The sequence below is a fragment of the Salipiger pallidus genome (assembly GCF_014643635.1).
GTDB classification, from domain to species: domain Bacteria; phylum Pseudomonadota; class Alphaproteobacteria; order Rhodobacterales; family Rhodobacteraceae; genus Salipiger; species Salipiger pallidus.
Genome location: NZ_BMJV01000001.1, coordinates 355,537 through 367,996 on the forward strand (window position 1 = coordinate 355,537; position 12,460 = coordinate 367,996).

Sequence of the window (12,460 nt, forward strand, 5' to 3'; positions counted from 1 at the left end):
CATGAGCCAGCAACCCCTAGCCGTCCTTGCCGATATTGGCGGAACAAACACCCGCGTGGCGCTTGCCTGCGGCGCGCAGGTGGATGCCGCCAGCGTCAAGCGGTACACCAACGCCAACTGGGAGGGCATCGGCCCGGTGCTCAAGGACTACCTGGCCCAGACCGGCGCCAAGGTCGAGGCCGCCTGCGTCGCCATGGCGGGCCCGGTGCGCGACAGCGCGGGCACGCTTACCAACCTCGACTGGCACGTGGACCGTGAGATCCTGTTCGCCGCCACCGGCGCGGAAACCCTCGCGGTGCTCAACGACATGCAGGCGCAGGGCCACGCGCTGGGGCACATCCCCGACGACTGCCTGACGCAGATCCTCCCCGGCCAGCCCGCCAGCCCGCAATCGGCGCGGCTCGTGGTGGGCGTCGGCACCGGCATGAACGCCGCCGCCGCCTTCCGGCTGGGCGATCGCACCCTCGTGCCGCCCGCCGAGGCCGGGCACACAACCCTTGGCCTGCGCACCGAGGAAGAACACCGCCTTGCGGCCTACATCGCGCACAACCACGAAAGCCCCGGGGTGGAACACTTCATCTCGGGCCGCGGGTTCGAGCGGATCTGGAACTGGCTGTGCCACGAGGACGGCATCGAGGACACGCGCAAGGCGGCCGACATCATGGCGCTGTTCCATGAGGGCGACGACCGGGCGCGGCGCGCGGTCTCGATGTTCTCGACCCTGCTGGGCCGGGCCTGCGGCGATCTGGCGCTCATCACCCTGCCCTTCGGCGGGCTTTACCTGATCGGCGGCGTGGCCCGGCACTTCGGTCCGCACCTGATGGCGCACGGCTTTAAAGAAGGCTTCACCGACAAGGGACGTTTCTCTGACTTCATGGAGCAGTTTCCTGTACATCTGGTGGAAGACGACTTCGCGGCGCTCACCGGATGTGCATGTCACCTCGCAGAACAGATGCAAACGAACGCGTGAGCGCCATGTGCCTTGCCATCCGGGCCGGTTCCTGATGACTCCATGGGCATACCCGTCCGACAAACGGGCGCGGCACACGCAATATCCCGCCCCGCCTCTCCTTGGCGCGGGGCGCGGCCAAACCTCTTTAGCGAGCGTTCAGCCATGATCCACACCAAGACCACACCCCTTCGCGACTCCATTCTGCGCCACCTGACCTACAGCTTCGGCAAGGATCCCGAACACGCGATCCTCGAAGACTGGCGCATGGCGCTCAGCTTTGCCGTCCGTGACCGGATCGTCGACGCGTGGTTCAAGGCCACCCAGAAAACTTACGAGACCGGCGCCAAGCGGGTCTATTACCTGTCGATGGAATTCCTCATCGGCCGTCTTCTCGAGGACGGCATCGTCAACCTCGAGCTGGTGGACGAGGCGAAATCGGCGCTGGCCGAGTATGGCAAGGACTACCACGAGGTCCTGAACGACGAGCCCGATGCGGCGCTTGGCAATGGCGGCCTCGGGCGGCTGGCGGCCTGCTTCCTCGAAAGCCTGTCGACCATCGGCTGCCCCGCCCATGGCTACGGCATCCGCTACGAACACGGCCTCTTCCGCCAGAGCTTTGTCGACGGGCGTCAGGTCGAGATGCCCGAGCACTGGCTCGAACAGCGCCACGCCTGGGAATTCGAGCGTCCCGAAGTGCGCTACCGTATCGGCTTTGGCGGCCACGTGGACACCCGGGGCGAGACCGTGCGCTGGTACCCGTCCGAGGAAGTCGAGGCCGAGGCCTATGACACCCCCGTGGTCGGCTGGAAGGGCCGCTGGGCCAACACCCTGCGCCTGTGGTCCGGCCGGGCGATCCATCCGTTCGACCTCGATGCGTTCAATCATGGCGACTACACCAGGGCCGCAGCCCCCGAGGCACTGGCTCGAACCATCAGCCGCGTGCTCTACCCCGACGACACCACCGAGCAAGGCAAGGAGCTGCGCCTCAAGCAGGAATATTTCCTGACCGGTGCCGCCCTGCGCGACATCCTGCGCCGCTTCAACAACCAGTTCGGTGACCTGCGCCGCCTGCCGGAGAAGGTGTCGATCCAGCTCAACGATACGCACCCGGCCATCGCCGGCCCTGAACTGGTGCGCATCCTGCATGACGAGCGGGGCCTGTCATTCCAGGAGTCGGTCGAGATTGCCCGAGGCACTCTTTCCTATACCAACCACACACTTCTGCCCGAAGCGCTTGAGACCTGGGGCGAAGGCCTATTCGGCAAGCTGCTGCCGCGTCATTTGCAGATCGTCGACCAGATCGACCACGAACATGCCAAGAATTTCCCCAAGCGCACGCAATCCATGCGCTCGGACAACCTCGTGAAGATGGGGCCTTTGTCCTTCGTGATGGCACACCATGTGAACGGCGTGTCGGCCCTGCACACGGAGCTCATGAAGACAACCGTCTTCGAAGAGCTTCACAACCTGCACCCTGAGCGCATCGTCAACCAGACCAACGGCGTCACGCCGCGGCGCTGGCTGCTGGCCTGCAACCCGCGGCTTGCGGGCCTCATCACCTCGTCCATTGGCGAGGATTGGGTCGATGACCTCGGTCAGCTCTCGAAGCTCGAGCCCTTCGTCGAGGATGCGGGGTGGCTCGACAAGTATTCCACCATCAAGCGGTCCAACAAGGTCGAGCTGTCGAACTGGATGAGCAGCGCCCATGGCATCCACGCTGACCCCGACATGCTGTTCGACGTGCAGATCAAGCGTCTGCACGAATACAAGCGCCAGCACCTCAACATCCTGGAAACGATCGCGCACTGGCTGGAAATCCGTGACAATCCGAACGCGGACTGGACGCCGCGCCTCAAGCTCTTCGCAGGCAAGGCGGCGCCGGGGTACTTCTTTGCCAAGGACATCATCCGCCTCATCAACGACGCGGCAGCGGTCATCAACTCCGATCCGATGACCTCGAAGTTCCTCAAGATCGCGTTTCTGCCGAACTACAACGTGACGCTGGCCGAACGGCTGGTCCCGGCGGCGGATCTGTCGGAACAGATCTCGACCGCGGGCAAGGAAGCATCGGGCACCGGCAACATGAAATTTGCCCTGAACGGCGCGCCCACGGTCGGCACGCTCGACGGCGCGAACGTGGAGATCCGCGAACATGTAGGGGCCGAGAACTTCTTCCTCTTCGGCATGACCGCCGAGCAAGTGATGGAGCGCCGCACCACAGAGGCCCACGCCCGCAAGGCCATCGAGGCCGACCCGCGCTTGAAACGGGCCCTGGACGAGATCCGGGCGGGCCGCTTCTCGCCGTCCGAGCCGGGGCGCTACGAGGGCATCGTGAGCAATCTAGAGGGGGCGGATTACTTCCTCGTCTGTTCAGATTTCACCGATTACTGGCGCGCACAGCGCGAGGTAGACGCGTCCTTCAAGGACACGCTCGGCTGGGCGCGCATGGCCGCACTCAACACCGCGCGGTCTGGCTGGTTCTCGTCCGACCGGACAATCCGTGGCTACATGAATGACATCTGGAAGGCTGAAAGCCTGCTGGAAAAATGAGCAGTTAGGGGACGCGTGTCCCCATTGCGAACTCCGTGGATCGGGCTACAGTCCGGGGTATGATGGATGCAAGCACTCCTCCCGCCTCGGAATTTGAACGCCTGATCCACGGGCAGCATGATGACCCGTTCGCCCTTCTGGGGCCGCACGGAACTGGCAAGGACCGGATCGTCACCGTCTTCGATCCAGGTGCCCAGACGCTTCATGCTGTGACCGATGACGGCACCACCCACCCCCTGACGCCCATGGGCGGCGCGCCCGGTATCTTCCGCGGCCCGGTGCCCGGCAGCGGCCATTACTGGCTGCGCGGCGAGGCCTCGGGCAACACCTGGGAATTCGAAGACGCCTACCGCTTCGGGCCGGTGCTGGGCGAGATGGACGAATACCTGCTGGGCGAAGGCAGCCACCTGCGGATCTGGCAGGCGCTTGGTGCCCATGTGATCGAGCACGAAGGCCAGTGGGGCTGCCAGTTCGCGGTCTGGGCGCCCAATGCGCGCCGGGTGTCCGTCGTGGGTGATTTCAACTGGTGGGACGGTCGCCGCCACGCCATGCGCCGCCGGGGCGCCACCGGCGTGTGGGAGATCTTCGTGCCCTTTGTCGCCGACGGCGCGGTCTACCGCTACGAGATCCTCGGGGCCGATGGCCAGGTTCAGCCGCTCAAGGCCGACCCGGTGGGCTTTGGCTCGCAGCACCCGCCGGAGAATGCGTCGATCGTACGCGACATATCGGGCTATGGCTGGTCCGACGATGAGTGGATGACAACCCGCGCCGAAGCCCAGAAGCGCGAGGCCCCGATCAGCGTCTACGAGGTGCACCTTCCCTCGTGGCGGCGTAAGGACTGGGGCCGCCCGATTTCCTACATCGAGGCCGCGAAGGAACTGATCGACTACGTCGCCGACATGGGCTTCACCCATATCGAACTGATGCCGATCAGCGAATATCCCTTTGACGGCTCGTGGGGCTACCAGCCGGTGGGCATGTTCGCCCCAACCATCCGCTGCGGCCTGCCACACGAGTTCCGCGATCTGGTGAACGCCGCGCACAAGGCGGGCATCGGCGTCATCCTCGACTGGGTGCCGGGCCATTTCCCGAGTGACCCGCACGGGCTTGGAAAGTTCGATGGCACTGCGCTCTATGAACACGCGGACCCGAGGGAAGGCTTCCACAAGGACTGGAACACCCTCATCTACAATTATGGCCGTGCCGAGGTGTCGAACTTCCTCACCGCCAACGCGCTTTACTGGCTCGAGGAATACCACGCCGACGGTCTGCGGGTGGATGCGGTGGCCTCCATGCTCTACCGCGACTATTCGCGCAATCCCGGCGAATGGGTGCCCAACAAGGACGGCGGGCGCGAGAACTACGAAGCCATCGCGGTGCTGCAGCGCATGAACACCGAAACCTATGGCGCGCACTCGGGCATCATGACCGTGGCCGAGGAAAGCACCGCCTACCCCGGCGTGTCGCAGCCGGTGAACCAGGGTGGCCTTGGCTTCGGGTTCAAGTGGAACATGGGCTGGATGAACGACACGCTCGAGTACATGAAGAAGGACCCGATCCACCGCAGCCATCATCACCACCAGATGACCTTCGGGCTGGTCTATGCTTATTCGGAAAACTTCATCCTGCCGATCAGCCATGACGAGGTGGTGCACGGCAAGGGGTCGATGATCGGCAAGATGCCCGGGAGCGATTGGGAACAGTTCGCCAACCTGCGCGCCTACTACGGCTTCATGTGGGGTCATCCGGGCAAGAAGCTGCTGTTCATGGGACAGGAGCTGGCGCAGCGGTCGGAATGGAACCACGATGCACAGGTCGACTGGGATTGCCTTGCAGATCCGCGCCATGCGGGGATCCAGGCGCTCGTGCGTGACCTCAACCACCTCTACACCAGTACGCCTGCACTGCACGTGCGCGACTGTTTCGAGGATGGGTTCGAATGGATCGTTGGTGGCGACAGCCAGAATTCCGTCTTCGTCTGGACCCGCAAGGCCGGCCCTGAAGACCCGCAGGTGGTGGTGATCTGCAACTTCACCCCGCAGGAACAATCGGCCTACCGCATCGGCATGCCGACGGCGGGCACATGGCGCGAGGCGCTTAATAGCGACGCCGAAATCTACGGCGGCGGCAACCGGGGCAATTACGGACAGGTGGAGGCCGTGGAAGGAGAGATGCACGGCCAGCCGGCGCATGTGGATCTCACAGTGCCACCCCTGTCCGCGATCTACCTCATCAAAGACTGACCGGGACGACCCCCGACCAGATCTAGGACGCTTGGGGCTTGCCGGAGGACAATGGCGCCGCAGGTAAACAAAGGGGGCCGCAGCGCGAGGCGCGGCCCCCTGCCAAAGGGAGGGACCCAATATGCCTCGGACACCACATCGGCTTGCCAGCAGATCCATGGCCTTCGTGCTAGCGGGAGGGCGCGGCTCGCGCCTGCACGAACTTACGGACACCCGCGTCAAACCCGCCGTCTATTTCGGCGGCAAGACGCGGATCATCGACTTCGCCCTTTCGAACGCGCTCAATTCGGGGATCCGCAAGATCTCGGTGGCGACGCAGTACAAGGCACACAGCCTGATCCGCCACCTGCAGCGGGGTTGGACCTTCTTCCGGGCCGAGCGCAACGAATTTCTCGACATTCTGCCCGCCTCGCAACGGGTGGATGAAGGCATGTGGTATCGCGGCACCGCCGATGCTGTGGCCCAGAACATCGACATCATCGACAGCTACGACATCGACTACATCGTGATCCTTGCAGGCGACCACGTCTACAAAATGGATTACGAGGTGATGATCGCCCAGCACGCCGAAAGCGGCGCCGACGTGACCGTGGGCTGCCTGACTGTGGACCGCTCCGAGGCGTCGGCCTTTGGCTGCATGGCGGTCGACGGACAAGACCGCGTCACGTCCTTCCTCGAAAAGCCCAAGGATCCGCCGGGTCTGCCGGAGGATCCGGATAAATCGCTGGTCTCCATGGGGATCTACGTCTTCACCTGGAGCTTCCTGCGCGAGCGGCTGATCGAGGACATGGCGAGCGACACCTCGAGCCATGATTTCGGCAAAGACCTCATCCCCGAGATCGTCGCCAAGGGCACCGCGCAGGCTCACCGGTTCGAGGACAGCTGCGTGCGCTCGCCGGCCGGCACGCCCGCCTACTGGCGCGACGTGGGCACGTTGGATGCCTTCTGGAAAGCCAACATCAACCTCACGGAATTTGCTCCGGAACTCGACCTGTGGGACCGCGACTGGCCGATCTGGACCTATTCCGAACTCGCCCCGCCCGCCAAGTTCATTCACGATGAAGCGGACAGGCGCGGGACTGCTGTCAGCTCACTCGTGACGGGCGGCTGTATCGTCTCGGGGACGGAAATCCGAGAGTCGCTGCTGTTCACCATGTGCCACACGAACTCTTATTCCTCGCTCAACCGCGTGGTAGCGCTTCCTTATGTCTACGTAGCGCGCCATGCCCGGCTGAAGAACGTTGTCATCAACCGCGGGGTGCATATCCCTGAAGGATTGGTGGTCGGCGAGGACCCCGTGGAAGACGCCAAGTGGTTCCGCGTTACCGACAATGGCGTGACACTCATCACCCAGCGGATGCTGGACCGGAGGGAAGCCGAAAAATGACGAAGGTTCTGTCGGTCACGTCGGAATGCGTGCCGCTGATCAAGACCGGGGGGCTGGCGGATGTCGCCGGGGCCCTGCCGGGCGCTCTGGCACCGCACGGGGTCGAGATGCGCACCCTCTTGCCAGGCTATCCCAAGGTCATCGCCGCCATGGGCCGCAAGAAGACCGTCGCACAATGGGACGACCTTTTCGGCGGTTTTGCCCGGGTCTGGCGCGGCAAGCTTGGGCAGCAGGTGCTTTACGTGCTCGACGCACCGCACCTGTTTGATCGGGACGGCGGGCCCTATTCCGATGCCATGGGCCGCGACTGGCAGGACAACGCTGAACGCTTTGCAGCGCTGTCCTACGCCGCCGCCCGCATCTGTGCCGACGGAATCGAGGGCTGGCAGCCACAGATTCTGCACTGCCACGACTGGCAGGCGGGCTTCGCGCCGCTCTACCTGCGCGAGCTTGGCGCAGGCGATCGCGTGAAATCCTTGCTGACCATACACAACATCGCCTTCCAGGGCATCACCCGGGCGTCGATGATCGAACGGCTTGGCCTTCCGCATTCGGGCTTCAACGAACGCGGATACGAATACTGGAACAATATCAGCGCTTTGAAGGCCGGCCTTGTCTACGCGGATAAACTTTCCACCGTGTCGCCCACCTATGCGTCCGAACTTATGACCGAAGATTTCGGCATGGGTCTCGACGGCGTCTTGCAACAGCGACAGGAAGATCTGACCGGTATCCTCAACGGCATCGACGAAGGCATATGGTCGGCTCCCTACAAGAGCCCCTCGGGCAAGGCCAAGCATCGCCGCGCGCTGCGGAAGGAGTTCGGGCTGCCCGACTGGCCCGGCCCGGTCTGCGTGCTGATCTCGCGGCTGACCGAGCAGAAGGGTCTCGACCTCCTATTGCAGGCGCTGCCCGCGCTACTGGACCGCGGCGGCCAGCTGGTGCTGCTCGGAAGCGGCGATCGCGCGCTGGAGCAGGCTTTCCTCGACTACGCAGAAGTGCACCCCGGTGTCGCCACCACCATCGGCTATGACGAGGCGCTGGCCCGCCGCATGATCGCCGGGGGCGACGCCATCCTCGTGCCCTCACGGTTCGAACCTTGCGGGCTGACGCAGCTTTACGGCCTCGCCCATGGCACCCTGCCGCTGGTGGCTCTGACGGGCGGGCTCGCGGACACGGTCATCAATGCATCGCCTGCCGGATTGGCAGCGGGGGCGGCAACCGGGGTGCAGTTCCACCCGGTGACCGCGCAGGCCCTTGCACAAGCTCTCATGAAGCTGGTCAAACTCTTCGAGGACCGTGCAACCTGGACGAAGATGATGAAGAATGCCATGGCAGCCCCAGTCGGCTGGAGCCACTCCGCCAGCGCCTACGCAGAGCTTTACCGCGACATGGCCCGAGGCACATGACCTCTCCCGAGATCCTTGCCGGCAGCCCCGCACAGCTTGGGGCGACCTTTGACGGTGACGGGGTGAATTTCGCCGTGTTCTCGGAACATGCCGAGGCGGTGCAGCTTTGTCTTTTCGACGAACATGGCGTGGAAACCACTCGTATGCCGCTGCCCGAGCGAGACGGCCAGATCTGGTACGGTCGCGTGCCGGGCCTGATGCCGGGGCAACATTACGGCTACCGCGCGCTCGGGGCGTTCGACCCCGAGAACGGCCACCGCTTTAACCCGGCAAAGCTGCTGATTGACCCCTATGCCAAGCGCCTCACCGGCCACCCGGTCTGGCACGATGCGCTCATGGGCGGTACCACATCGCCCGACCCGCAGGACAGCGCGCGCTACATGCCGAAATCCATCGTCGAGGACCCCAGCTTTGACTGGGGCGCGCAGGGGCACCGGGCGCCGCAGACCCCGCTGGAGGAAAGCGTCATCTATGAAGCCCACGTCAAGGGCTTCACCCAGACCTTTCCGGGCGCCGACCATCCCGGCCATTTCCTTGCGCTGGCCTCTGACGCGGTTCTGGAATACCTGATCCGGCTTGGGGTCACGGCGGTCGAACTGCTGCCTGTCCATGCTTTCCTCAATGACCGCTTCCTCGTGAAGAAGGGGCTGGTGAACTACTGGGGCTACCAGACCATCGGCTTTTTCGCACCCGAGCCGCGCTTCATGACCGAAGGCAGGCTGTGGGAATTCCAGTACATGGTCGCGCGGCTGCATTCGGCGGGGATCGAGGTGATCCTCGACGTGGTCTACAACCACTCCGGCGAAGGCGACGAACACGGCCCCACGCTGTCCTTCCGAGGCCTCGACAACCGGTCCTACTACCGCCTTCAGGACGACAAGCGCCACTACATCAACGACACCGGCACCGGCAACACGATGAACCTCGAGCATCCGATGGTGCTGCGCATGGTGATGGACAGCCTGCGCTACTGGGCGACGACCATGGGCGTGGACGGTTTCCGGTTTGACTTGTGCTCGACTCTGGGGCGCACCGACACGGGCTTTGACCGGAACGGTGCATTCTTTAAGGCCGTCCAGCAAGACCCTGTTCTGGCGATGAAAAAGATGATCGCTGAGCCGTGGGATATTGGCCCCGGCGGCTATCAGGTGGGCAATTACAACGCGCAGTTCTCGGAATGGAACGACCAATTCCGCGACGGCGTGCGCAGCTTCTGGCGCGGCGATCTGGGCCTCGTGCCAAAGCTCGCGGACCGCATCACCGGTTCGGCGGGGCTGTTCGATCATTCCGGGCGGCAGGCCACGTCCTCGGTCAACCTCATCACTGCCCATGACGGGTTCACCCTCATGGACGTGGTGAGCTACAACGAAAAGCATAATGACGCCAACGGCGAGGACAACCGCGACGGCCACGGCGACAACCATTCGGACAACATGGGCCACGAGGGCCCCACAGAGGACGAGGCGATAAATGACGCCCGCGCCCTGCGCCGCCGCAACATGATGGCAACCCTGCTGCTGAGCCAAGGCACCCCGATGATCCTTGCAGGGGACGAGTTCGGCAACTCCCAGCGCGGCAACAACAACGCCTATTGCCAGGACAACGCCACCGGCTGGCTTGACTGGTACAGCGCCGATGAGCAGTTCATCGAATTCACCCGCTGGCTCATCAACTTCCGGCAGGCCCACCCGATCCTGCGGCAGAAGCGCTTCCTGCACTCGCGCCCGCGCATCGTCGATGGCGTGCCCGACCTCTTCTGGTGGCGCGCCGACGGCACCGAGATGACCCGCGCCGACTGGACCAATGGCCACCTGCAAACGCTCTGCGCCGAATTTCGCATGGCCAGCGGCACGCCCAGCTATGCCCAAAGGGAAGAAGCGATCTACCTTGCCTTCAACGCCGGTGACGCTGTGCGCCTGACCTTGCCCGGAGTACCCCGTGGCTTCAGCTGGGTCCGCCACATCGACACCAACACCCCCACGCCCGAGGCCGCGCCCGTGGGCGCCCATTTCGATATGGCGGCTTGTTCCGTCGTGGCCTTCGTCGAGGAGCCTGCATGACTGAAAAAACACTGGAAGAACGCGCCGCAAGTGCCGGAATCCTATCAGAATTCCGAGACCTTTCCGGCCAGATCCAGCACACCAGTGACGACACCCGCCGCGCCCTTCTGGCGGCCATGGGGCTTGAGGATGGCATGGTGGCGCCGGACCAGTCGCTGCCCCGCTGGCTGATTTGCGAGCCGGGCATTCCCGCGCCGCTCGACTGTCCGACCGACTGGCAGATCACGCTCGAGGACGGAACCACGATCGAAGGGCGCGGCCCCCTGCCTGCGCTGCCGCTGGGCCGCCACCTGCTGACCACCAGTGGCGCTAAATGCTGGTTGCTGAGCGCCCCCGCACGCCTGTCGCTGCCGGACCCGATGTGGGGCCTCATGGTGCCGCTGGCCTGCCTGCGCGGGATCGGAGAAGCCGGGATCGGCAGCTACCGTGATCTTGCCCGCCTCACCGAAGGGCTCGGCACCATGGGTGCCGCCTTTGCCGGGATCAATCCGATCCACGCCGGGTTCCTGAGCGATTTGGGGGGCTTCAGCCCCTACACGCCATCCCACCGCCGCCGCCTCGCGCCGCTTTATCTGCATACCGAGGCTGCCGCCAAAGACCCCGGCCCGCTACTGGAGCTCAGCCAGGAGATCCCCGCGCGGCTGTCTGCGCTCGAGGCCGAATTCCACGCCAGTCCGCCGGGCCCGGCCTTCGAGGCTTACCTCGCTCACGAGGGCGAAGCGCTGCACCGCTTCGCGGTCCATCAGGCATTGTCGGAAAAGCTCGGGCCATACTGGGACACCTGGCCCGAAGCCTACCACGACCCCGCCTCCGAGGCCGTCACAAGCGCCGCGCGCGACATGGCAGACCGCGTTCGGTTCCACGCATGGCTGCAGTATCGCACCGAGGCGGAACTGACGGAAACCCAAGCAAAGGCAAAGGCTTCAGGCATGAAGCTCGGGCTTTACCTTGACCTAGCGGTTGGCACCCATCCGCACGGGGCCGAGACGTGGGAAGACCGCAACGCCTTTGCCTTCGGTGCCAGCCTCGGCGCGCCGCCCGACGCCTTCGCACCTCAGGGGCAGAACTGGAACCTTGCGCCCTTCAACCCCGCGCATCTCATCGACACCGGCTTTGAGGCTCTGGCCCTGACCCTGCGCCAGCAGCTGCGGTTCTCGGGTGCGCTGCGCATTGACCATATCCTTGGCTTCGAGCGCGCCTACTGGGTTGCCGACGGCCAGCCCGGCGCCTATGTCGCCATGCCCCGTGATGCGATGCTGGCCATCGCCCGGATTGAGGCCGCACGCGCCGGGGCGGTCATCGTGGGCGAAGATCTCGGGGTGATCCCCGACGGTCTACAGCACGAGCTTGAGCAAAGCGGCATCCTCGGCTGCCGCCTAATGTGTTTCGAGCATGACGGCGATCCGCCCTGGTACAAAGCCCCGCAAGCCTATTCCAAGGGCGCGATTGCCAGCTTCTCGTCCCATGACGCGCCCACCTGGAAAGGCTGGCGGGAGGGTCGCGAGATCAAGCTGCGCCGCGACATCGGCATCATCGATCCGTCACATGTGGATGGCATGCTGGGCTTCCGCGGCCGCGAGGTCGAAGGCATGGACGGCGCAACGTCGCCCTACCGCGGCGACCATGCCCCCGAACGCCCCGAGGCCATGGCCTCGCTTCTGGCCGCCACCGCGTCGCGCATGGTGGCACTTCAGGTCGAGGATATGCTCGGGATGGCGGATCAGCCGAACCTTCCAGGCACCGTGTTCGAATATCCCAATTGGCGTCAGCGACTTGCCGCCGGAGTGGCGGGCATCACATCCTCGCCCGTGCTTGCAAACTGCGCCCGTATCATGAAACGTGCCGGGCGATAGGAGACC

The 12,460-nt window shown here is 64.5% G+C and carries 7 protein-coding genes; all 7 read left to right on the plus strand.

Annotated features, from left to right (window positions below; translation table 11 throughout):
• Position 1: 1 nt before the first annotated feature.
• The 7 genes from IEX41_RS01725 to IEX41_RS01755 all read left to right on the plus strand — a co-directional run bounded on the left by IEX41_RS01725 (position 2) and on the right by IEX41_RS01755 (position 12,454).
• Entirely contained in the window at positions 2–970 is a 969-nt protein-coding gene (locus IEX41_RS01725; RefSeq protein WP_188788210.1) for a glucokinase, read from the plus strand.
• Between the two features lie 144 nt (positions 971–1,114).
• Positions 1,115–3,502 carry a glycogen/starch/alpha-glucan phosphorylase gene (locus IEX41_RS01730; RefSeq protein ID WP_188788212.1) on the plus strand — a complete coding sequence of 796 codons (2,388 nt, stop codon included), beginning with the start codon at positions 1,115–1,117 and terminating at the stop codon, positions 3,500–3,502.
• Between the two features lie 59 nt (positions 3,503–3,561).
• Entirely contained in the window at positions 3,562–5,745 is a 2,184-nt protein-coding gene (gene glgB / locus IEX41_RS01735; protein WP_188788214.1) for a 1,4-alpha-glucan branching protein GlgB, read from the plus strand.
• A gap of 121 nt (positions 5,746–5,866) precedes the next feature.
• Positions 5,867–7,132 (plus strand): glucose-1-phosphate adenylyltransferase, encoded by a 1,266-nt coding sequence (glgC, locus tag IEX41_RS01740; RefSeq protein WP_188788216.1) that lies wholly within the window; start codon positions 5,867–5,869, stop codon positions 7,130–7,132.
• Positions 7,129–8,541 carry a glycogen synthase GlgA gene (glgA, locus tag IEX41_RS01745; RefSeq protein ID WP_188788218.1) on the plus strand — a complete coding sequence of 471 codons (1,413 nt, stop codon included), beginning with the start codon at positions 7,129–7,131 and terminating at the stop codon, positions 8,539–8,541. The genes glgC and glgA overlap by 4 nt, the downstream gene beginning before the upstream one ends.
• Positions 8,538–10,601, plus strand: coding sequence for a glycogen debranching protein GlgX (gene glgX / locus IEX41_RS01750; RefSeq protein ID WP_188788220.1), 2,064 nt, complete (start codon positions 8,538–8,540; stop codon positions 10,599–10,601). Before glgA ends, glgX begins: the two co-directional genes overlap by 4 nt.
• Positions 10,598–12,454, plus strand: a complete 1,857-nt coding sequence (locus tag IEX41_RS01755; RefSeq protein ID WP_188788222.1) for a 4-alpha-glucanotransferase — start codon at positions 10,598–10,600, stop codon at positions 12,452–12,454. The genes glgX and IEX41_RS01755 overlap by 4 nt, the downstream gene beginning before the upstream one ends.
• Positions 12,455–12,460 lie beyond the last annotated feature (6 nt).